Source organism: Bradyrhizobium sp. 76 (assembly GCF_023073025.1).
Lineage (GTDB): Bacteria > Pseudomonadota > Alphaproteobacteria > Rhizobiales > Xanthobacteraceae > Bradyrhizobium.
In genome coordinates this window covers 22,327-43,090 of sequence record NZ_JADPIS010000035.1, presented here as the reverse complement: position 1 = coordinate 43,090, position 20,764 = coordinate 22,327, and the positions used below count along the sequence as shown (strand labels likewise).

19 protein-coding genes are annotated in these 20,764 nt (G+C 64.4%); 7 read left to right on the top strand and 12 right to left on the bottom strand.

Annotation, left to right across the window (positions count from 1 at the left end):
- Positions 1-3: 3 nt before the first annotated feature.
- The 8 genes from scpA to IVB48_RS08055 all read right to left on the bottom strand — a co-directional run bounded on the left by scpA (position 4) and on the right by IVB48_RS08055 (position 7,352).
- Positions 4-2,160, bottom strand: a complete 2,157-nt coding sequence (gene scpA / locus IVB48_RS08090; protein ID WP_247399228.1) for a methylmalonyl-CoA mutase — start codon at positions 2,158-2,160, stop codon at positions 4-6.
- 23 nt (positions 2,161-2,183) lie between these two features.
- Entirely contained in the window at positions 2,184-2,648 is a 465-nt protein-coding gene (locus tag IVB48_RS08085; protein WP_247399225.1) for a GFA family protein, read from the bottom strand.
- Positions 2,645-4,516: a methylmalonyl-CoA mutase subunit beta gene (locus IVB48_RS08080; RefSeq protein WP_247399223.1), complete on the bottom strand. Its 1,872-nt coding sequence runs from the start codon at positions 4,514-4,516 to the stop codon at positions 2,645-2,647. The genes IVB48_RS08085 and IVB48_RS08080 overlap by 4 nt, the downstream gene beginning before the upstream one ends.
- An 82-nt stretch (positions 4,517-4,598) precedes the next feature.
- Positions 4,599-5,090, bottom strand: a complete 492-nt coding sequence (gene folK / locus IVB48_RS08075; RefSeq protein ID WP_247359881.1) for a 2-amino-4-hydroxy-6-hydroxymethyldihydropteridine diphosphokinase — start codon at positions 5,088-5,090, stop codon at positions 4,599-4,601.
- A gap of 1 nt (position 5,091) precedes the next feature.
- Positions 5,092-5,460: a dihydroneopterin aldolase gene (gene folB / locus IVB48_RS08070; RefSeq protein ID WP_027516901.1), complete on the bottom strand. Its 369-nt coding sequence runs from the start codon at positions 5,458-5,460 to the stop codon at positions 5,092-5,094.
- Positions 5,457-6,317, bottom strand: coding sequence for a dihydropteroate synthase (gene folP / locus IVB48_RS08065; RefSeq protein WP_247399219.1), 861 nt, complete (start codon positions 6,315-6,317; stop codon positions 5,457-5,459). The genes folB and folP overlap by 4 nt, the downstream gene beginning before the upstream one ends.
- Positions 6,318-6,552: 235 nt before the next feature.
- Entirely contained in the window at positions 6,553-6,960 is a 408-nt protein-coding gene (locus tag IVB48_RS08060; RefSeq protein ID WP_007608193.1) for a DUF4332 domain-containing protein, read from the bottom strand.
- 26 nt (positions 6,961-6,986) lie between these two features.
- Positions 6,987-7,352, bottom strand: coding sequence for a DUF2267 domain-containing protein (locus IVB48_RS08055; RefSeq protein WP_247399217.1), 366 nt, complete (start codon positions 7,350-7,352; stop codon positions 6,987-6,989).
- A gap of 346 nt (positions 7,353-7,698) precedes the next feature.
- On the opposite strand from IVB48_RS08055, the gene IVB48_RS08050 reads away from it, so the two are divergent.
- From IVB48_RS08050 to IVB48_RS08040, 3 genes are all read left to right on the top strand, one after another.
- Positions 7,699-9,327 carry a helicase HerA-like domain-containing protein gene (locus tag IVB48_RS08050; RefSeq protein WP_247359878.1) on the top strand — a complete coding sequence of 543 codons (1,629 nt, stop codon included), beginning with the start codon at positions 7,699-7,701 and terminating at the stop codon, positions 9,325-9,327.
- A gap of 133 nt (positions 9,328-9,460) precedes the next feature.
- Positions 9,461-10,789, top strand: coding sequence for a glycosyltransferase family 87 protein (locus IVB48_RS08045; RefSeq protein ID WP_247399214.1), 1,329 nt, complete (start codon positions 9,461-9,463; stop codon positions 10,787-10,789).
- Positions 10,790-10,841: 52 nt separating this feature from the next.
- Complete coding sequence (locus IVB48_RS08040) at positions 10,842-12,236, top strand: M20/M25/M40 family metallo-hydrolase (protein ID WP_247399210.1); 1,395 nt, start codon at positions 10,842-10,844, stop codon at positions 12,234-12,236.
- A 197-nt stretch (positions 12,237-12,433) separates the two neighbouring features.
- On the opposite strand, the gene IVB48_RS08035 is transcribed toward IVB48_RS08040, so the two are convergent.
- Entirely contained in the window at positions 12,434-13,213 is a 780-nt protein-coding gene (locus tag IVB48_RS08035) for a class II aldolase/adducin family protein (RefSeq protein WP_007593534.1), read from the bottom strand.
- A gap of 180 nt (positions 13,214-13,393) precedes the next feature.
- Positions 13,394-15,043 (bottom strand): glycosyltransferase family 39 protein, encoded by a 1,650-nt coding sequence (locus tag IVB48_RS08030; RefSeq protein ID WP_247399207.1) that lies wholly within the window; start codon positions 15,041-15,043, stop codon positions 13,394-13,396.
- Between the two features lie 313 nt (positions 15,044-15,356).
- Here IVB48_RS08030 and IVB48_RS08025 point away from each other — a divergent pair, with 313 nt between their 5' ends.
- Positions 15,357-16,229 carry a DUF308 domain-containing protein gene (locus IVB48_RS08025; protein ID WP_247399204.1) on the top strand — a complete coding sequence of 291 codons (873 nt, stop codon included), beginning with the start codon at positions 15,357-15,359 and terminating at the stop codon, positions 16,227-16,229.
- Between the two features lie 174 nt (positions 16,230-16,403).
- A complete protein-coding gene (locus IVB48_RS08020) occupies positions 16,404-16,820 on the top strand; it encodes a MucR family transcriptional regulator (protein WP_027569063.1) in 417 nt (138 codons plus the stop codon).
- A gap of 5 nt (positions 16,821-16,825) precedes the next feature.
- Here IVB48_RS08020 and IVB48_RS08015 read toward each other — a convergent pair whose 3' ends face one another.
- Positions 16,826-17,257 (bottom strand): SufE family protein, encoded by a 432-nt coding sequence (locus tag IVB48_RS08015; RefSeq protein ID WP_247399201.1) that lies wholly within the window; start codon positions 17,255-17,257, stop codon positions 16,826-16,828.
- A 68-nt stretch (positions 17,258-17,325) separates the two neighbouring features.
- Positions 17,326-17,751: a DUF5330 domain-containing protein gene (locus IVB48_RS08010; RefSeq protein ID WP_247288757.1), complete on the bottom strand. Its 426-nt coding sequence runs from the start codon at positions 17,749-17,751 to the stop codon at positions 17,326-17,328.
- 384 nt (positions 17,752-18,135) lie between these two features.
- On the opposite strand from IVB48_RS08010, the gene IVB48_RS08005 reads away from it, so the two are divergent.
- Together IVB48_RS08005 and IVB48_RS08000 are read left to right on the top strand one after the other, a co-directional pair.
- Positions 18,136-20,067 (top strand): PAS domain-containing sensor histidine kinase, encoded by a 1,932-nt coding sequence (locus tag IVB48_RS08005; RefSeq protein WP_247399198.1) that lies wholly within the window; start codon positions 18,136-18,138, stop codon positions 20,065-20,067.
- Complete coding sequence (locus IVB48_RS08000) at positions 20,060-20,755, top strand: peptidoglycan-binding domain-containing protein (RefSeq protein WP_247288761.1); 696 nt, start codon at positions 20,060-20,062, stop codon at positions 20,753-20,755. The genes IVB48_RS08005 and IVB48_RS08000 overlap by 8 nt, the downstream gene beginning before the upstream one ends.
- The last annotated feature ends 9 nt before the right edge of the window (positions 20,756-20,764 follow it).

Sequence of the window (20,764 nt, the reverse complement as noted above, 5' to 3'; positions counted from 1 at the left end):
GACCTACTCCGCCGCCTCGCTATGCCCGAGCCGCGCGTTCAGCTTGCGGATCAGCTCCTCGGCCGCGTCCGCAATCACCGTGCCCGGTGGGAAGATCGCTTCGGCGCCGGCCGCGTAGAGCGCGTCGTAATCCTGTGGCGGCACCACGCCGCCAACGATGATCATGATGTCGTCGCGGCCCTGCTTCTTCAGCGCGGCTTTCAGTTCGGGCACGGCAGTGAGATGGGCGGCCGCAAGCGAGGAGACGCCGAGAATGTGGACGTCGTTCTCGACCGCCTGGCGCGCGGCTTCGTCGGCAGTCGCGAACAGCGGCCCGATGTCGACGTCGAAGCCGATATCGGCGAAGGCCGACGCGATCACCTTCTGGCCGCGGTCGTGGCCGTCCTGGCCGATTTTTGCGACCAGGATGCGCGGGCGGCGGCCTTCCGCCTCCTCGAAGGCATCGATCAGCGCCTGAACTTTCTCGACCCGGTTACCCATGCTGGACGCCTCCCGCTTGTAGACGCCGGTGATGGATTTGATCTCGGCGCGGTGACGGCCGAACACCTTCTCCATCGCGTCCGAGATTTCGCCGACGGTTGCCTTCGCGCGAGCGGCATCAATGGCGAGCGCGAGCAGATTGCCGTTGCCTTCGCCGGCCGAGCGCGTCAGCGCGGCGAGCGCGGCCTCGACCTCCTTCTGGTTGCGTTCGAACTTCAGCCGCGTCAGCTTGTCGATCTGGAGCCGGCGGACATTGGTATTGTCGACCTTGAGGATATCGATCGGAGCTTCGTCCGTCGGCTTGTATTTGTTGACCCCGATCACCGCCTGCTTGCCGGCATCGATGCGGGCCTGGGTCTTGGCGGAGGCTTCCTCGATGCGCAGCTTCGGTACGCCGGCCTCGATCGCCTTGGCCATGCCCCCGAGCTCCTCGACCTCCTGGATGTGGCTCCAGGCCTTGGCGGCGAGGTCGCGTGTCAGACGCTCGACATAATACGAGCCGCCCCAGGGATCGATGATGCGGGTGGTGCCGCTCTCCTGCTGCAGGAAGAGCTGCGTGTTGCGGGCAATGCGCGCCGAAAAGTCGGTCGGCAAAGCGAGCGCCTCGTCGAGCGCGTTGGTGTGCAGCGACTGGGTGTGGCCCTGCGTCGCCGCCATCGCTTCCACCGTCGTGCGCATCACGTTGTTGAAGACGTCCTGCGCGGTCAGCGACCAGCCGGATGTCTGGCAATGCGTGCGCAGTGACAGCGAGCGTGGATCCTTCGGATTGAAGGGCTTGAGCAGCTTCGCCCAGAGCAGCCGCGCGGCGCGCATCTTGGCCACTTCCATGAAGAAGTTCATCCCGGTCGCCCAGAAGAACGACAGCCGCGGCGCGAAGCGGTCGACATCGAGGCCCGCCGCAAGGCCGGCGCGAAGATATTCGACGCCGTCGGCGAGCGTATAGGCGAGCTCGAGGTCCTGCGTCGCCCCGGCCTCCTGCATGTGATAGCCGGAGATCGAGATCGAATTGTATTTCGGCATCTTCTGCGAGGTGTAGGCGAAGATGTCCGAGATGATCCGCATCGAGGGCGCGGGCGGATAGATGTAGGTGTTGCGCACCATGAACTCTTTCAGAATGTCGTTCTGAATGGTCCCTGAGAGCTTCTCCGGCGGCACACCCTGTTCCTCGGCAGCAGCAACGTAGAGCGCGAGGATCGGCAGCACCGCGCCGTTCATGGTCATGGACACGCTCATCTGGTCGAGCGGAATGCCCGCAAACAGCGTGCGCATGTCGTAGATGGAATCGATGGCAACGCCGGCCATGCCGACGTCGCCGCCGACGCGCGGATGGTCGCTGTCATAGCCGCGATGGGTGGCGAGATCGAACGCGACCGAGAGGCCCTTCTGTCCGGCCGCGAGGTTGCGGCGGTAGAACGCATTGGAATCCTCCGCCGTGGAGAAGCCGGCATATTGCCTGACGGTCCAGGCCTGGTTGACGTACATGGTCGGGTAGGGGCCGCGCAGATAAGGCGGCATGCCCGGATAGGTCTCGAGGAAGTCGAGGCCGGCGAGGTCGGCCTCGCCATAAGCGGGCTTCACCAGAATGCCCTCGGGCGTCAGCCACGGCTCGGCGCTGCCTGATGGCGCGGCGCTTGTGGTGCGCTCGAAGGCGATGTCTGCGAAATCAGGAATGCGGCTCATGGTTTCAACCATATCATGGGCGCTCAATCATGGTCGGGATGCTGATGGCTGACGATGGTTGCCATCTTCTCCGGCCCGTAATTTTGCTGCGTGGTCTGGCTTGGTAGATTGGCGATCCCGACCACCCAGCCGAGACGGGACTCGGAACCGAACTGCCGCGTCGGCACCACGTGATCGGGGCGGTCGAACGCGCCGGTCATGATCTCGATCCGGTCGCCGTCGATGCGGCCAAAGCTTAGCGGCGTGCCGCAGGCGGCGCAAAAGCCGCGCGCGGCGATGGAGGAGGAGCGGAAGAACGACGGCTTGCCCTTGGTCCATGCAAAGTCCGTCTTGTTGATGTCGGCAAAAGAGGCGAACGGCGCGCCGCTGGCTTTCTGGCACATCCGGCAGTGGCAGATCGAAACCCTGTTCGGCGCCGTCGTGACTCCAAAGCGCACTGCCCCGCATTGGCAGCCGCCGGTGAGAACGGGTTTGCCTGCTTCCGTCATGGCTGCTCCATCCGTCGATACGTGTCTTGCAATGTCGCAAGCGCGTCGCCCCCGGCGAAGACAAAACCGGTGACGCCGGCTGCACGCAGCGCCGCCTCGGCATCGGTCGGGCGGCCTGCCAGATAGATAAGTCGGGCGCCGGCGGTTTGCAGGGCCTGCGCCGCGGCTTCGGCGTGTTCCGCATAGACCTTGTCGCTGGAACAAAGGCAGGCGAGCCCGGCACCGGAGGCCTTGAAGGCTGCAGCCAACTGGGCCGGATCGGCCAAGCCCTGGCTGTCGACGGCCTGGATGCCGCCGGTCTCGAACAAGCTCTTGGCAAAGGTCGCGCGCGCCGTGAAATCGGCGGGCGTGCCGAGATTGGCCAAGAACACTTTCGGCCGCGCGCCGTGTGCCTTCAAGGCCGCATCGGATTTGTCGCGCAGTGCCTCGAACGGTTCCGCCAGCCGGATCGGCGGCAGCGCGTCGAACGTGTATTTTTGCTCGCCATAAGGCGCCAGCGCGATCGGCGTCGCCTTCAGCACCATCGTCTCGTTCTCGTGCAAGTTCGGAAACTCGCTGGCGCCGGTCAGCACGTCGCGGCGTTTTGCGATGTTGGCGTCGCGGGCTTTTCGCGCGGCCGCGACCTTGCTCTGGAACAGGCCCTGCTGAAGCGCAGAGAAGGCGCCGCCGGCTTTCTCGCTCTCCTGGAATAGCGCCCAGGCGGCGTCGCAGAGCTGGCCCGTCAACGTCTCGATGCCGCCTGCGCCTGCCGCGGGATCGCTGACCTTGGCGAGATTGCTCTCTTCCAGCAGCACGAGCTGCGTATTGCGCGCCACGCGCCGCGCGAACGGATCGGGCAGGCCGAGCGCCAGCGTATGCGGCAGCACGGTGATCGCGTTCGCGCCGGCGAGTCCGGCCGCAAACGTCGCCATGGTCGCGCGCAGCATGTTCACATAGGGATCGCGTTGCGTCAGCATGCGCCAGGCGGTATCGGCGGCGATGAACAGCGGTTTTGGCATGAGCCCGCACGCCGTCTCGATGCGCGCCCACAGCAGCCGCAAGGCGCGGAATTTTGCCATGGTGAGGAACTGATCTGCATCCGCGGCAAGCCGCGCATAGACCATGCCTTGCGCCTGCTCCAGCGGAACGCCCGCGCCCTCGATCGCGCGCAAATAGGCGATGCCGCAGGCGAGCACGAAGGCGAGCTCCTGCACCTCCGAGCCACCGGCATCGTGGACGACGCGTCCGTCGGCTGATGCGAACGGTCCCTTGAAGCCGAGCGCGGCGAGGCCCTTGATGCCGCCGGTGACGGCCGGAACGATCTCGTCCCAGGTATAGGGGCTGTGGCCCCACACCGCGCCGGCCGCGAGCGGGTCGAGCCCGAAGCGGATGTCACAGGCCGCGGGATCGATGCCGTTGCTCTTCACATATTCCGCGACGTGGATCGCCGCCATCCGCGATTGCGGACCGATCTCGAGCTCCAGCCCGATGCCGGCGTCGAGATGGATATCCTTCAAGATCTTCGCGATTGCGTCTGCGGTCGGTTCCAGCCCGAAACCGTGAGCGGCATTGCCGCCGGCGAACACCAGCGCAAGCCCTGTCGCGCCATTTTCGAGATCGGTCAGTGCCTGTGCATTCGCCGCACTTGCATCGGGATGGTCGATCCGCTGCATGATCTGCCAGGGCGCCGCCGCCGGCCGTCCCACCACGGGCGCAACGCCTTTGGCGCGCGGATAGAGCGGATCGATCCTGATTCCGTCATAGGTCTTGGCGACCAGCTTCTCGAATGGCGCGCCCTTCAGCACGCCATCGACCAGCTTGCGCCAGTCGTCGACGATCGCCTTGGGAAAATCCGCCGCCAGCGGCAGGTCGTCAGTCGCGGAGGTCATGCGGCGAAGGGCTCCCGAAAAATCTTGTTGTTCGCAGGCGAAATTGCCACGGCCGGCCGTCCCTGCAAACGGTTGTTTTTGGTTAACCGGTATCCGGAAGCCGCTCAATGCCTTGTGTCGAGACGCTGGCGAGACCGTCACGGACACGAATGCCTGCGATCACGCGGTCGGGCGCGATCTCGGCCAGCGGCACCAGCACAAAGGCGCGCTCGAACAGGCGCGGATGCGGCAGGGTCAGATCGGGCTTCTGCATCGACACATCGTCATAGGCGATCATGTCGAGATCGAGCGTGCGCGGGCCCCAGCGCCGCTCCTTATCGCGCGAGCGGCCGAATTTCTGCTCGACCTTCTGCATCACGAACAGCAGCGCATGCGGATCGAGGCTGGTGTCGATCTCGACGCAGGCGTTGATGAAGGGAGCCTGGTCCTCGTCGCCCCAGGGCGGCGTCGCATAGTCCGACGAGCGCGCGATCAACGCAGCCTGGGCCATGCCGCAGATATGGGCGATCGCCTTCTGGAACGTCGCGCGGACATCGCCGACATTGCCGCCGAGCGCGATCAGAACGCTTGCCATGTCAGGGGTGCCGCGAACGCGTCAGCATGATTCCGACGTCGTCGAAGATCGCGGCGATCGGCGCATGCGGCTTGTGCACGGTGATCTTCACGGCGCGGATACGCGGGAAGTGCGACAGGATGGCATCGGCGACCGCGCCGGCCGCGCGCTCCAGCAGCTTGTAATTGGTGTTCTTGAAGGCCGCGGTGGTCGTCGCCACGACGTCGGCGTAGGACACGGTGTCGGCGAGCCGGTCGCTGCGCGAAGGCTCCGACAGGTCGGTATAAAGTTCGAGGTCAATGACGAAGCGCTGGCCGACCTCGGTCTCGTGCTCCATCACGCCGTGGCGGGCATGGATCGACAGGCCGCTCACGAAGATCGTATCGGTCATGGCTTGCTCTCGATTGCGTGCGCCACTCGCAGGGCCTGCAAGGTCTCGGCGACGTCGTGTGTCCGGATGATTTTCGCGCCGCGCTGCGCGGCGATCAGATGCGCGGCGATCGAGCCGGCGAGCCGCTCTGTCGACCCCGACGGCGACACCGAGGCGATGAAGCGTTTTCGCGAGGCACCAACGAGGATCGGCAGGCAAAACATGTCGAGCTCGCGAAGTCGCGCCAGCGCAATCATGCTCTGTTCGGCTGTCTTGCCGAAGCCGATGCCGGGATCGAGCACGACTTTGTCGCGGGCGATGCCGGCTTTTGCCGCGATCTCCAGCGAACGCAGGAAAAACGCTTTCATGTCCACGACGATATCGATGGCGGGATCGACGCTGTCGCGGTTGTGCATGACGATGACGGGGGCGCTTCTCGCGCCAATCAGCGGCGCCATGGCGGCATCGCGCTGCAGGCCCCAGACGTCGTTTGCAATCGCCGCGCCCTGATCGAGCGCGAAGGCCACCACTTCCGCCTTCATGCTGTCGATCGAGACCGGCACACCGAGCGCCACGATCTCCGATAGCACCGGCCGCAGCCGCGCCAGCTCGTCTTGCGCCGTGACCGGCCGAGCGCCCTTGTAGGGCCGGGTGGACTCGGCACCGATATCGATGATGTCGACCCCGGCCTCGATCATCGCCCGTGCCCGCGCGAGCGCCTGCTCGGGCGCGATGAATTCGCCGCCGTCGGAGAATGAATCGGGGGTGACGTTGAGCACGCCCATGACCGCCGGGATCGGCCGCTCCAGCAGCGTCCGCAGCACGTCAGGCCCGACTGAACCGGCCGCCGGGACGGATGGAGAGGGCGAGGCATTCATGCGGCCCGCTTTAGCGGTCGGGGAGGGGGGATTCAAGGCGGGATTGGGGGGCGATCCAGTCGCCCAATGCACTCCGGGGCCGGTGAGGGCGCGATGCTCTTGCCCACGCTCCGTCATTGCGAGCGTAGCGTAGCAATCCAGGCTGCCGCTGCGGAGAGACTCTGGATTGCTTCGCTGCGCTCGCAATGACGACCGGGAAGGAGCGGTGCTCTATCTGCCCAGCCCTGTCCCTGGATCAATACGAAATCTTCGGCGGCAGCTTTTTCGCCTTGGCGATGATGTCGCCGACCGACTTTTCCGAGGGCAGGATGCGGAGGAGCTTTTTCTTCTCGTTGGCATCCCGCATGCTCTGGGCCAGCCTTGCCGGATTTCGGTAGGCGAGCTCGCGCACGGTGGTGACGCCGGCGGCGCGGACCAGGCCGACCTTGGCCCGGCCCATGCCGGGGATGCGCATGTAGTCGGAGACGTTGGCCCATTCCAGCAGCAACTGCTCGCTGATGCCGGTCTTGGCGGAGAGCGCCTTGCGGCCCTTCACGGTCGAAGCCGCCTCGAGCAACGCATCGGTGGTGCGGATACCCTGCGCCTTCAACTTGTTGGCGGCAAAGGCCGACAGGCCCTCAATCTCGGAGATCGGATATGTCATGATACTCGATGTGAAATGCGCAGGCGTCAGGCGAACTGGCTGAGGCCCGGGGTCCCCGCGATGATCTTGCCCATCTGATCCGCTCCGATTTTGTCTCGGCCGAAGCGAAAAAGTTCACGGGCGATGTTCTGAATCTCGGACATGCCAAGTCCCAGGCCCATCAGGCGCGTGCCGACCGCCATCAAGCCGCCGCCCATCAGCCGCGACAGTCCTCCGCCGCTGCGGGACGCCTCGATTGCCGCTTCTGCACCTGGAATCTGGTCGATCAGGACCTGGACGCTGTCGGAAGGACCCTCGTTGCGGAGGAAGCCCAGGATAATGCCGACGGTCTTTTCAGCGACAGCACTATCTATGCTGGCGTTTGTCGCCAGCCGCCCGATCAGCTCGTCCATATGGCCGCCCCTCAGCCGGTTCACATGCCGGAGTATTGCTTTCGAAAATGATCTTGAGCCGGTGTGATGTGAAATACAAGCGATGAACGCCGTCAACGTTCCGATTCATTCTCTAACGCGCGAGAAGTGTTGCAGCGATGCAAGGGCGGAGATGAAATCGGCAGAAAAATGCCGCGATGCGAATGCGTCGTTCCTACTTTCGGCGGATGTCACTCGCATGTTTCCGACGATGTCGCATGCCCGGAGCGCGTTGAATGGTTTCAATCACCGCGCGATATGCGTTAAACTACGGAACTGGTGCATTCGAGTTTCGATATGCGAAACAAGGCAGAGAGATCAGGGCATAATGACCGCACAGGACAGCAAGCTCGGTGATACCGACGACAAGATCTTCGTCGGGAAAGGAAGCGAGCAGGCATGGCTGACGCTGGCGTTCGCCAATCGCCACGGCCTCGTCACGGGTGCAACCGGAACCGGCAAGACGGTCTCGCTGCAAGTGATGGCAGAAGGATTTGCGCGCGCTGGTGTTCCAGTGTTCGCGGCCGACATCAAGGGCGACCTCTCCGGCATCTCCGAGGTCGGCGAAGCCAAAGATTTCATCGTCAAGCGCGCCACCGAGATGGGACTGACGTTCCAGCCCGACCAGTTCTCGACGGTGTTCTGGGACGTGTTCGGCGAGCAGGGCCACCCGGTGCGGGCGACCGTCACGGAAATGGGCCCGCTGCTGCTCGCACGTATGCTCGACCTGAACGATGTGCAGGAAGGCGTGCTCAACGTCGCCTTCCGCGTCGCCGACGACAACGGGCTGACGCTGATCGACATGAAGGATCTGCGCGCGCTGCTCGATGCCATCGTGCCCGACGCCGGCAAGAAGGGGGCGGATGCCGAGGAGAGTCCGCTTGCCGAGATCAAGAAGGCGGCGCAGGGTTTTGGTAACGTCACCAAGGCCACGGTCGGCACCATCCAGCGCCAGCTTCTGGTGCTGGAGAACCAGGGCGCCACCAAATTCTTCGGCGAGCCGGCGCTGACGCTGAAAGACTTCATGAAGACCGACCGCGACGGCCGCGGCATGGTCAACATCCTCGTCGCCGACAAGCTGCTGCAGAGCCCACGGCTTTACGCGACATTCCTGCTGTGGATGCTGTCGGAGCTGTTCGAAGAGCTGCCCGAGGCCGGTGACCTGCCCAAGCCGAAGCTGGTCTTCTTCTTCGACGAGGCGCATCTGCTGTTCAACGACGCGCCCAAGGCGCTGATGGACAAGATCGAGCAGGTGGTGCGCCTGATCCGCTCCAAAGGCGTCGGCGTTTATTTTGTCACGCAAAACCCGGTCGACGTGCCCGACCGCGTGCTTGGACAATTGGGCAACCGGGTGCAGCACGCGCTCCGCGCCTTCACCCCACGCGACCAGAAGGCGGTCGCCGCCGCGGCCCAGACCTTCCGGCCCAACCCGAAGCTCGACACTGCCAAGGTGATCATGGAGCTCGGCAAGGGCGAGGCGCTGGTGTCCTTTCTCGAAGGCAACGGCACGCCGGCGATGGTCGAGCGAGTGATGATCCGGCCGCCATCGGCCCGGATCGGACCGATCACGCCGGAAGAGCGCAAGGCGATCATGGATGCAAGCCCGGTGAAGGGCAAATACGACACCGCCGTCGATGCGGAGTCCGCCTACGAGATGATCCAGAAGCGCATTGCCGGCACGGCTGCGACTGCCGATCCAGGCGCGGCTGGCGGAAATGGAGGCGGCGGCATCCTCGGCCAGATCGGCTCGATCGTCGGCACCATCTTCGGCACCAACGTCAAGCGCGGCCGCCTCTCGACGGGGCAGGTCATCGCGCGCGACATGACCCGATCGGTCACCAATCAGGTGATCGGGGGGATGGCCGCCAATATCGGCAAGTCGGTCGCCGGCCAGCTTGGTGGCTCGATCGGCCGCACGCTGGTCCGCGGCGCGCTCGGCGGCTTGCTGCGCAGGTAGGCAGAAAGCCTCGTTTGAGGCAATTCATCCGCAGACCGGCCGCTTGTGCGCGGCGGGTACAAATTCGGGTGATCAGGACTCTCCAAGCGTCCGTTGGTCTGCTAGGTGCTATGGCCCCTGACTGGACCACATCGTGACCTCACCTGAATCTTTCGTCCGACCCGGCGCATTCCGAAACCTGTCGTTGCGTGCGCCGCTCGACCTGCTCTTCCTGCTCTGCTGCTTCATCCTGGCTGCCGATGTCCTCGGACCCGAGATCTTCGGGCACGGCAAAACCAAGGACTATGGCCTGTGGTACTGGGCCGGGCAGCAGGTTTTAAACGGTGGGCCGCTCTATCCCGGCGACATCGGTGCGTACTTCGAGTTCATCTACCCCCCGCTGCCGGCGATCCTGCTGGCGATCCCGAGCTGGTTCGGCAAGATCGCGCTCTACAGCGTGCTGTCGATCCTGAATATTACGGCGTGGTGGTACACCGGGATGCTCTCCAACGCCATGACCGGTTCGGGCCGCACGCCTGGCCCGTGGCTGGAGGCGCTGCCGGCTCTCGTCACCGTGACCTTCGTGTTCGACATGTTCGATCTTGGCCAGCCGAACCTCGTGCTGCTGGCGATGATGCTCTACGGCTTCTGGAGCTTGCAGCATCAACGCTCCTGGCTCGCAGGCTTGATGTTCGCGCTCGCCACCGCCATCAAGGTGTTTCCCATTGCGGTGCTGCCCTATCTGGTCTGGCGTCGAAACTGGGGAGCCGCCGTCGCTACGGTCGCCTTCACCGGCATGCTTCTCTATATCGTGCCGGCCCCCATACGCGGCTTCGAGCGCAACGCCGCCGAGGTCAAGACCTGGTATCAGGGCATGGTCGGGTCGAGCTCGGAAAAAGGATTTGGCCAGCGCGACGAGCAGAACTGGTCGTGGGTGAACCAGTCACTCATTGCCGTCACGCACCGGCTGGTCCGGCCGATCAACTACAATCAGGAGGATTCCAACAAGCCGCCGCGCACGATGAATGTCATCGACGTCGATTTCAGGACGGCGAACTGGATCGTGCTGGCGCTGTCGGCCTTGCTCGGATTGGGCTTCGTCGCGGTCATGCCACGGCAAGCGCGGCGTATGGCGCGCTCGGACGCCGAGGAGCTCGGCATCCTGTTCTGCCTGATGACGGTGGCATCGCCCCTGGCGCGGCAATACTACTTCATGTGGCTGTTCTTCCCGATGACGGTGCTGATGCATCGTGCCGCCTTCGACGAGCGGGCGAACGTGCGCCTGGGAACCTGGCTTTCCCTTGGCGCCGCCGGCATGCTCATGCTGCTGGCACTGCCGTGGTTTCCCAATGTCTTTCAGGCCTGGGGCAATAACCTCGTCGCCACAGCGGTCCTCGCAGCTAGTCTCGCATGGCACATCCGGCATCCGCCGGTTGCGGCTGGCCCCAACGCCGCGGCAGCGCTAAAAGCCGATAGTTCTTGAGAAGACAGCTTGAGCCCCGACGTCTTGGGATTCGAACGCAGGGAATACGACAATGGCAAATGCGCAGCTTCAATCCGTGCTCGACCACATCGACAAGGAGTTCGACAACAGCCTGGAGCGCCTGTTCTCGCTGTTGCGGATCAAGTCGATCTCCGCCGATCCGGCCTTCGCGGCCGATTGCAAGGCGGCGGCCGAGCATCTTGCCAGGGACATCGCGAGCCTCGGCGTTGCGACTGAAGTGAGGCCAACCGCCGGCCACCCCGCGGTCGTCGGCAAGAGCGTCGCGGGCGGCCGGCCGCATGTGCTGTTCTACGGCCACTATGATGTGCAGCCGGTCGATCCGATCGAGCTCTGGCACCGTCCGCCATTTGAGCCTGTTGTGACCGACCATGCCGACGGCCGCAAGATCATCGTGGCGCGCGGCGCCGAGGACGACAAGGGTCAGGTCATGACTTTCGTCGAGGCCTGCCGCGCCTGGAAGAAGGTGACGGGATCGCTGCCGATCGACGTCACTTTCCTGATCGAAGGCGAGGAAGAAGTCGGCTCGAAGAACTTCGTGCCCTTCATCGAAGCCAACAAGGACGAGTTTAAGGCTGACTACGTGCTGGTCTGCGACACCGGCATGTGGGACCGCAACACGCCCGCGATCACGACCTCGCTGCGCGGTCTGCTCTATGAGGAGCTCAAGATCACCGCCGCCAATCGCGACCTGCATTCCGGCGTGTTCGGCGGCAGCGCGATGAACCCGATCCGGGTGCTGACCAAAATTCTCGGCGGGCTGTTCGACGATGACAACCGTATCACCATTCCCGGCTTCTATGACGGGGTGAAGGACACGCCGTCGGACATTCTCGCGCAGTGGAAGAAGCTCGATTTCACGCCGGACACGTTCCTCAAGCCGGTTGGACTATCGATACCGGCCGGCGAGAAGGGCAGGCTCCTGGTCGAGCAGGCTTCCACGCGTCCGACCTGTGACGTCAACGGCATCTGGGGCGGTTATATCGGTGAGGGCTCGAAGACGGTGATCCCGTCGCACGCGTCGGCCAAGGTCTCGTTCCGGCTGGTCGAAGGCCAGGATCCCGCGAAGATCCGCAAGGCTTTCCGCGAGTACGTGACTGCGCGCATTCCGGGGGACTGCAAGGTCGAGTTCGGCGACCACTCTGCCGGGCCCGCGATTGCGCTCGACTGGAACATGAAGCCGCTTGCCGCGGCCAGGACCGCGCTGACCGAGGAATGGGGCAAGGAGACCGTGCTGATGGGCTCGGGCGCCTCGATCCCGATCGTCGCGGACTTCAAGCGCACGCTGGGGCTGGATTCGCTGCTCGTTGGTTTCGGCCTCGACGACGACAATATCCACTCGCCGAACGAGAAATACGACCTCCGCAGCTTCCAGAAAGGCATCCGTTCCTGGGCGCGCATCCTCGCGGCGCTGGCGGAGGTGAAGTAGCGGGCGCTCTGTCCTCGTCATTGCGAGCGTAGCGAAGCAATCCAGAATCTCTCCGCGGTGACAGCCTGGATTGCTTCGTCGCTTCGCTCCTCGCAATGACGGGGCCAAATAAAAACGCCGCCCGGAATTGGGCGGCGTTTCATTCCGAAAATGTGTAGAGGGTGTTGAGACCTACCCTACACCAAATCCCGAAAATCTCAAGAGCGGTAGCCTGGAAGCTCGCGGTCCAGCTTGCGCAGCAGTGGCGGCCACACGAGGTTGGTGGCGCGCAACTCGGCGCGGTCGCGGTTGGCGAGCAGCTCGGTGTTTTTGTCGATGGCGACATCGTCGACCGGATAGACCGGCGTGCCCAGCGCGCGCGTACGTACCTGCATCGAGCAGGCCCGCTCAAGGTGATACATGCGCTCGAAGGCCGAGGCCACCGAACGGCCGACCGTCATCGTGCCGTGGTTGCGCAGCAGCATGTGGTTGTGGTCGCCGAGGTCCTTCTGCAGCCGCGGCCGCTCGTCGTGGTCGAGCGCGATGCCCTCGTAGTCGTGATAGGCGAGGTCGTGGGTGACGAGCTGGGCGGTCTGGTTCAGCGGCAGCAGGCCTTCGGCGCTGCTCGAGACCGCGGTGCCGTCGAGGGTGTGGAGATGCAGCACGCAGATGGCGTCCTCGCGCACCTCGTGGATCGCCGAGTGGATGGTGAAGCCGGCGGGGTTGATGCTGTACTCGCTCTCGGAGAGCTGGTTGCCGTGCAGATCGACCTTGACCAGGCTCGACGCCGTGATCTCGTCGAACATCAGCCCGTAGGGATTGATGAGGAAATGATGGTCGGGGCCGGGCACGCGCGCGGAGATGTGGGTGTCGACCAAATCGTCCCAACCGTAGAGCGAGACGAGGCGATAGCAGGCGGCGAGATTGACCCGTTGCTGCCACTCGGCCTCCGTCATGTTCGACGGCACTTCCTTCAGGCGCGCTTCCGCTGGCGACATGGTTGATCTCTCCGAACATCGTTGTTGCGGGGAGGGAGCGTAGTCCTGCCGCGAGCTGCCAGCAAGGCACACAAAGCGCGGCAGTCCAGCGTAGTCCGCATGAGCGAAGCGACATGCGGGGCTGCCTGATAGGCCTCGGATGTCGCTGCGCTCACCCGGGCTACGATCCGGAGAAATTTATTACGGTGCCGGGATCGAGAGCAGGCTGGAAATGCTGCTGCCGCGGATGTCGTAGACGCGGGCGAACACCACGTCGTCGCGCTTGATCTCGACCAGCACGGGCGCGGTGAGGCCCTTGCAGTAGAATTCACCGAGCGTCATGGCGAAGTCGGCGGCATTGGAATCCCAGCCGATGGTGAAGTCAGGGCCGAGCGCGACCTGGGCGGGGCGCTGCGGACCGCACACGGCGACCTTCCATTTGCGGTTGCGCGGCGGCACTTCCTGGCGTTCCACCAGTTGCTCGCGCAATTCGTCCGAGGCCTGCTTCAGCGCCAGGCCCCAATAATCCAGCATGAAGCGGTCGTCGGCGCCGCGCACGGTGCCGGCGATGTGGTTGAAGTGGGTGTATTGATAGGGATGCAGGCGGATCATCTCGGCGAGCGAAAGCGCCAAGCCAAAGCAGAAGGTGGCGAGCACGACCGGCTGCCAGGTGCGGTGATTGGCGCGCAGCCGCTGCATGGCCCAGCCAAAGGCGACGCCGCCGAGCACCGCCATCGGCGGGATCACGAAGACGAAATGGCGGATGCCGTTGTACAGCGCCGGTCGCTTCACCATCGCGATCGCGAGCGGCAGCGTCGCGGCGAGCGTGAGCATCAGCAGGATGGTCTTGCGGCGTGCGGGAACCTCGCGACGCGGCAGCAGTGCGAAGGTGCCGATCACGGCGCCGAACATCAGCACCAGCATCACCTCGGGCAACTGAAGCGCGAACAGCGTCGGCAGATAGGACCAGGGCATGTCGGGCACGGATACGATCGCGCCGTCGAACATCTCCTTCCAGGGTTTCTCGAAGAAGTGCGAGAAGTAGGTCAGCGCCTCGAAGGGATTGCCGGGCTCCATGATCGACCACGGCCAGATCAGCCCCATCACGAGGTAGCCGAGCACGAGGCCGGGCAGCAGCACGTAGACGACATAAGCGAAGCGGCGGACCGACTCGCGCAGGCCCTCGCTGCGCAGTTCCTCCAGGAACAGCGGCATGAAGCCGATCACGGCATAGATCAGCGCAAGGCCGCCGAGGATGCGGGTGCCGAGCGAGAGGCCGGCACCAAGGCCGACGATCAGGATCGTGCGCGGCGAAGGCTGCGGATATTCCTCGGCGAGGCGGACGAGACCCAGCATCAGGATGATCATGGCCACCGCGAAGGGCGCATCCTTCGGGTTCATGAACATGTGGCCGTAGAAGATCGGGCAGAGCGCGAGCAGCAGGAGCGAGGCAAGTCCCGCAAGGGGGCCACCGACTCGGCGGCCGAGCCGCCACGTCACCGCAAGTCCGATCACGCCGACGACGGCGCCGACCAGACGGCGCGTCTCGAACAGTTCGAGCGGAATCACCTTGTGCAGGAGAGCCGCGACCATGTCGAAGCCGCCGCCATACATGTAAAGGTTGGCGAAGGAGAGTGCCGCGGTGTCCTTGAAACCGGAACCGAACATGCGCAGCAGCAGGTCGGCATACTCGGCGTGGGTGTAGTCGTCCCAGCCGAGCCCGTAGTCGCGGAAGGTCAAACCGGCAATGACGGCGACCGCAGCCAGCACCAGCATGGCGAGATCGTCGCAAGTCCGTTCAACCGAGCGCCGCAGAGGCGTGTCGATCGCCGAAGTCGTGATGGATGTCATGGCTATTGGTGACCCGGAATCCCCTCTTGGCCCTGCTGGTGCGCGCGGGCCTGCTCCCCGGAATCCCTATAGCGCAGTTCCATTACCAAGTAATTGGGCATTATGGCTAAATTCCTGATGCAACGCAGCAAATCCGACCACATCGAGAGCAGCTTAGAAGTAGCGAGCCGTAGCTGAAGGGAATGTGAATAAGTCCCTGATTTCCTTTCCTTTAGGAACGCAGGCTATAATTCGACGTTGGCGTGGAACACTGGATGACGGTATCGTGGCGTGACGAGTGTCGCGTGTGGCTGCGCGGCCGGGGGTGAGTTCGATGGCGTTGGTATTGTTGATCGCGGGGATTTTCGCCGTTTTGGCGGGCCTCCTTGCGATCCTGTTCGGCTTCACCGTCAGGGAATTCAGTCTCGGCAGTACCCTCATAATCTCCGGCACCATCGGCGTCTGCTCCGGAATGTTACTGGCCGGCCTCTACGTCGTGGTTGCGGAATTGAAGGGCATGGCCCGCCGGCTCGCTGGATCAATCGCACCATCCGACGTTCGGGTCCGGCCCGTACTGCCGGGTCTCGGGATGCCTGGAACGCCTGCCCCCTCGCCTGAGCCGGGCGCGGAGAAGATGGAGCCGGCGCCGCCATTGCCGGCCGCAGGCCCGCCGCCCTGGCAGAACGAAGCAGCCGCGCGCGAGCGACCGCGCGTCGAACCTCCGCCACCGCCGGAAGCTCCGAGCCCGCCTGAGGTTCCGGAGCCGCCGCGCCGGCGCAACTTGCTGTTCGCCTCGACCTCCCGCAAGGAGCGCGAGCGCGCGGAGGCGAAGACCGGCGAGGGCGTGCCGCCGCTGCCGCATGCCGAGCCGTCGGGGGAGCCTGCCGCCCCGGAGGCGCCGCCTGCGAGCTTTGACGACGCCTGGCCGAAGCCGGATCGCATGAGGCCTGCAGAGCCGCCGGCCGCCTCGCGGCGCCCGCCACCACGCTCGCCGTCGACCTTCGCGGAGGCTGCTCCGCCACCTGCACCGGAGCCGACGGCCGCGGCCGAGCAGGCGCCCGTGACCGTGCTCAAATCCGGCATCGTCGACGGCATGGCCTATTCGCTCTACTCCGATGGCTCGATCGAAGCCCAGATGCCGGAGGGGATGATGCGCTTTGCCTCGATCGACGAACTGCGCTCCCACCTTGACCAGCGGGGCGCTTGAAGAGCGGGCGTAGGCAACTCTGGCGCAGCCAAGTAAAGCGCTGGCGTTCTGTTGGTTCGTCAGTAAATCAGCCCATACTCCTCAGTCGTCCCATTTCAGCCAAACGTATTGTTGACACGGAATACTCTGACGTCGTCTCTCCCGTGAGACGCAAGGTGGAGAAAGGCGGGGCCGATGTCGGATGCCGGGGCTAAGAATTTCATTGAGCTGACGGCAGGCATCGTGTCGGCCTATCTCAGCAATAATCCGACGCCTGCGGCTGAGATTCCGAACCTGATCAGCCAGGTGCATGGCGCGCTGGTGCGCGTTTCGTCGGGCCGCACCGAGACGGTGCCGCTTGAGCCCGCGAAGCCGGCGGTCTCGCTGAAGAAGTCGATCGCGCCCGATTATCTGGTCTGCCTGGAAGACGGCAAGCGCTTCAAGTCGCTGAAGCGCCATCTGCGCACCCAATACAACATGACGCCGGAGCAATATCGCGAGAAATGGGGCCTGCCGGCCGACTATCCCATGGTCGCGCCAAACTATGCGGTGGCCCGCTCGCAGCTTGCGAAGCAGATGGGACTGGGACAGCAGCAGCGGAAGCGGAAGTAGATTTTCTACGACGCTTCCGCGAGCGCCTCTTTCGCGTCGGTCTTGATGCGCTCGACCATCGAGCGCAGGCCGTTGGAACGCTGCGGCGTCAGATGATCGCGAAAGCCGAACTCGTCGAATACGGCAATGGCATCGGTTGCAAGAATCTCCTGAGGCGTGCGGCCGGAGTAAAGCGACAGCACGATCGCGACCAGCCCGCGCACGATGTGGGCGTCACTGTCGCCGCGATATGTCAGGACCGGCGGGCCGCCATCGCGATGATCGATCAGCTTCTGAAGCCAGACCTGGCTGACACAGCCATTGACCTTGTTCTCGGCCGAATGCTCAGCCTCGGACATCGGTTCCAGGGTGCGGCCGAGCTCGATGACATACCGATAGCGGTCGTCCCAATCGTCCAGAATCTCGAAATTATCCCTGATTTCGTCGATCGTCGTCATGCTGGCCCAAAGTTCCCGTTCAGGCCAATATAGGGACGCAAAGCGCCGAAATCGATAGGGTTTGGGCGCTAATTCGCCGGTGCAAGCGCCGGACCGCGCCATTCCAGCGCAAGGTCGTCCTGGGACAGGGTGTCGCGCGGCGCTTCGCTGGTTGCGGTATCGCCTTCGCCGGCCAGCGCGATCGAGCCGGTGTGGTCGGGCGCCTTCTTGTCGGGCTTCTCGAGCTGCTCTTTTTTGTCGTTGATGATCTGGTAGATCTTCTTCGCGCCGTCCTGCGCGCGCTGGCCGATGATGGTGGCGGCCTGTCCGCCGACCTCGCAGGCCGCCGGCTGGCGCTTGCAGAACTGAGTCATGTCGGAGACGGCCGCGGTCGCAGCCTGCACCGCGTCGGCAGCGCCGATCTGCGGCAGCTTGTCCGATTCGGGCGTCTTGTCCCGCGGCAGGAGCACCAGCACCAGCCCGAGCCAGAATGTGATGCGAAGCAGAAAGCGCATCTTGCGACCTGTATGTTAGACCCCGTCGCGGCGATCTCCGCGGATGTCGGACCTAGCAACTCTCGATAAATCGCAAGTGATTGCCTTCCGCTTAATTCGCGGAAAATTGACTCAAGAATCTTTGCAATCGACGGTGTCGTAAATTTTCGATTGACGTCCGTGCCGTGAACTCTGCCGCCATGCCCGTCCACCATTTCGAAACCATGCGGATCACGGGGAAACCCTGTGTTCACCATCCTCGCCGATGACGTCGTCAAATCGTCTAAAAAGCCCTGCGATGACGCGGTGTCCGGCGGCGCGCCGCGCTGCCTTAGTGTTCGTTTAAGGTCGCTCTGACACGGTGGCTCAACGATAAGGAGGCGTTCCGGCGCGTCTTCCCGACGAATGAGCCGAAGCGCGAGACCCGTGACAGTTTTGAGTATCATCCGCGATTGTCTCGATGCGCTGCTGCATCCCTCCGCGCGTTACGACGCGCTGACGCGAGCGCGCCATCATGCCTTCATGGCCCCGCGGCTGCTCGGCAGCCTGGCCGCTTTCGCCGCATTCCCGGTCTATCTCGCCATGCGCGGCGCGCCGAGCGCGCTCGAGGTCGCAGCCTTCGCCTGGCTGATTGCGCCGATCCTGTTGTCCTGGTTCCTGTCGCGGACCGGCCGTTACGAGGGCGCGCATGTGCTGTCGTCGCTGGCGCTGTCGGGCCTGATCATGGCGGTTGCGGTGACGACCGGCGGCATCGAATCCTTCGCCGCGATCTGGCTGGTCGTGGTTCCCCTCGAAGCTGCGCTGTCGGCCTCGCGCCGCGTCGCGGCCTTTGCATCGCTGCTGGCACTGTCCTGCGCCGGCATCCTGATCCTCGTCAGCCAGCTCGGCTGGCTGCCGATTGGCGACACCAGCGCCGCGGAACGCGGCGTGCTGATGGCGTTCGGCGTCGCCTCGGCGACGCTCTATGCCGCGGGCCTGGCCTTCGGTGTGGAATCGCTCGCACGCACCAGCGTGGCGCTGCTGTCGCGGGAGGAGGAGCGTTACCGCCTCCTGGCGCGGAATATGAGCGACGTCATCTCGCGGCATCAGCGTAACGGCGCGGTGCAGTTCATTTCACCGGCGGTGGAAGCCATGCTCGGCGTACCCGTCGCGCAACTGCTCGGCCACGGCCTGTTCGATCGGGTCCATGTCGCCGATCGCCCGGCGTATCTGACGGCGCTGTCCGATGCCGCGCGCGGCGACGTGCGCAGCGTCGAGTTCCGGTTGCGCCGGGAACGTGCCGGCTCGGAACGCGGCCAGGTTGACTTCATCTGGGTCGAGATGCGGTGCCGCCCGCTCGACCAGGATATGGGCCGTGATGCCACGCGCGAGGCCGATGTCGTCGCCGTGATGCGCGATGTCACCGACCGCAAGCTCGGAGAGCAGGCGTTCGACGAGGCACGCAGCGCTGCAGAGGCGGCCGACGCCGCCAAGACGCGCTTCCTCGCCACCATGAGCCATGAGCTGCGCACGCCGCTCAACGCCATCATCGGTTTCTCCGAGATGATCACGCAGGAGCAGACCTTGATGCTGGGCGCGGCCCAGCGGAGGGAATACGCCCAGCTGATCAACGATTCCGGCCAGCATCTGCTCTCGGTCGTCAACGGCATCCTGGACATGTCCAAGATGGAGTCGGGCAATTTCGAGATGGCGTCGGAACCGTTCGCGCCGCGTGCATCATTGATGCATTGCTGCAATCTGCTGGCGCTGAAGGCGCGGGAGAACGGCGTCGATCTCGTCACCGATGCGCCGCAGGACCTGCCTGTCATGACCGGCGATCCACGCGCCTTCAAGCAGATCGTGCTCAATCTCGTCGCCAACGCCGTCAAGTTCACCGAGCGCGGCGGTCAGGTCACCGTCACAGCCGCGGTCTCGGGCTCACAGCTTGCGCTGCGCGTCAGCGACACCGGTATAGGCATCGCGCCTGACGATCTCAAGCGCATCGGCGCGCCGTTCTTCCAGGCCGGCAAGACCTATCAGCGCCGTCACGAAGGCACCGGCCTCGGACTTTCGATCGTGAAGAGCCTGGTGGCGTTGCATCTCGGCGAATTGACGGTACAAAGCAGGCTCGGCGAGGGCACTGCCGTCACCGTCAAGCTGCCGCTGGTCTACACGCCGCAGGCCAAGACGTCTGATATGAAGACCTCTGATGGCAAGATGTCCGACAGCAAGGCGAGCGAGAGCAAGATCGCGACCTTGACGCCGGCGCTGCGCCAGGAACTTCAGGACCACGAACTTCACGACCATCCTCACGACCAAGATCAGGACCAACCCGCTCTGGTGAAGAAAAGTGCCTAAGAAGTCTGCCAAGGACGAAGCCGCTCCGCGCCGCCGTGGCGCCAAGGCCGCGGTCATCGATGTCGAGACCGAGCGCAATCTTGTGCTGCGCGTGCTGCTGCATAGCCCCAAGGATACGCTGGCCGGTCTCGTCGCCGTTGCCGCCATCGGCGCGATCGTTGCCAATGCGCTGTTCCTGCAGACCGGCCGGCACCCGGCGCCGATGTTCGGTACCGTGATCAATCTTCCCGCACCGTCGTCCATGGCGCTGTCGAACCCCTTGCCCCGTCCGCGTCCCGTCGGCGCCGATACCTCTCCGCTCGAGCCGAGAGCGACGGAGTTTCGTGCCGAGCCCAAACCTGCAGACAAGCCGCCGGAGAGGCCCGTCGAGGCGACTGCATCGACGCCGCGCTCGGGCGATCCCATGACCAATCTGGTCAAGCAAACGATTTCGGCGCCGCCCTCCGTCTCGCGTCCGCCGGCGCCGATCCCCGTGCAGCAGGGCCCGGCCGCGCGGCGCATCGCCGGCGTGCAGCGCGCGCTCTCCGAATACGGCTACGGGAATTTGAAGATCACGGGCGCGATGGGCGCCGAGACCCAGTCCGCGATCCAGAAATTCGAGCGCGAGCACAAGATGCAGGTCACCGGCCAGCTGTCCGACCGCCTGCTCCGCGAGCTCGGCGCCGCGATCGGCCACCCCGTCGAATAGTCGTGATGT

What these genes read in the sequence shown, in the direction of transcription:
- IVB48_RS08005 (WP_247399198.1), top strand. Translation starts at nt 18,136, where the DNA reads ATGAGCCGAAGCGCGAGACCCGTGACAGTTTTGAGTATCATCCGCGAT.
- IVB48_RS08060 (WP_007608193.1), bottom strand. Translation starts at nt 6,960, where the DNA reads ATGACATATCCGATCTCCGAGATTGAGGGCCTGTCGGCCTTTGCCGCC.
- folP (WP_247399219.1), bottom strand. Translation starts at nt 6,317, where the DNA reads ATGAATGCCTCGCCCTCTCCATCCGTCCCGGCGGCCGGTTCAGTCGGG.
- IVB48_RS08035 (WP_007593534.1), bottom strand. Translation starts at nt 13,213, where the DNA reads ATGTCGCCAGCGGAAGCGCGCCTGAAGGAAGTGCCGTCGAACATGACG.
- folB (WP_027516901.1), bottom strand. Translation starts at nt 5,460, where the DNA reads ATGACCGATACGATCTTCGTGAGCGGCCTGTCGATCCATGCCCGCCAC.
- IVB48_RS08080 (WP_247399223.1), bottom strand. Translation starts at nt 4,516, where the DNA reads ATGACCTCCGCGACTGACGACCTGCCGCTGGCGGCGGATTTTCCCAAG.
- IVB48_RS08050 (WP_247359878.1), top strand. Translation starts at nt 7,699, where the DNA reads ATGACCGCACAGGACAGCAAGCTCGGTGATACCGACGACAAGATCTTC.
- IVB48_RS08025 (WP_247399204.1), top strand. Translation starts at nt 15,357, where the DNA reads ATGGCGTTGGTATTGTTGATCGCGGGGATTTTCGCCGTTTTGGCGGGC.
- IVB48_RS08040 (WP_247399210.1), top strand. Translation starts at nt 10,842, where the DNA reads ATGGCAAATGCGCAGCTTCAATCCGTGCTCGACCACATCGACAAGGAG.
- IVB48_RS08055 (WP_247399217.1), bottom strand. Translation starts at nt 7,352, where the DNA reads ATGGACGAGCTGATCGGGCGGCTGGCGACAAACGCCAGCATAGATAGT.
- scpA (WP_247399228.1), bottom strand. Translation starts at nt 2,160, where the DNA reads ATGAGCCGCATTCCTGATTTCGCAGACATCGCCTTCGAGCGCACCACA.
- folK (WP_247359881.1), bottom strand. Translation starts at nt 5,090, where the DNA reads ATGGCAAGCGTTCTGATCGCGCTCGGCGGCAATGTCGGCGATGTCCGC.
- IVB48_RS08085 (WP_247399225.1), bottom strand. Translation starts at nt 2,648, where the DNA reads ATGACGGAAGCAGGCAAACCCGTTCTCACCGGCGGCTGCCAATGCGGG.
- IVB48_RS08015 (WP_247399201.1), bottom strand. Translation starts at nt 17,257, where the DNA reads ATGACGACGATCGACGAAATCAGGGATAATTTCGAGATTCTGGACGAT.
- IVB48_RS08030 (WP_247399207.1), bottom strand. Translation starts at nt 15,043, where the DNA reads ATGACATCCATCACGACTTCGGCGATCGACACGCCTCTGCGGCGCTCG.
- IVB48_RS08010 (WP_247288757.1), bottom strand. Translation starts at nt 17,751, where the DNA reads ATGCGCTTTCTGCTTCGCATCACATTCTGGCTCGGGCTGGTGCTGGTG.
- IVB48_RS08020 (WP_027569063.1), top strand. Translation starts at nt 16,404, where the DNA reads ATGTCGGATGCCGGGGCTAAGAATTTCATTGAGCTGACGGCAGGCATC.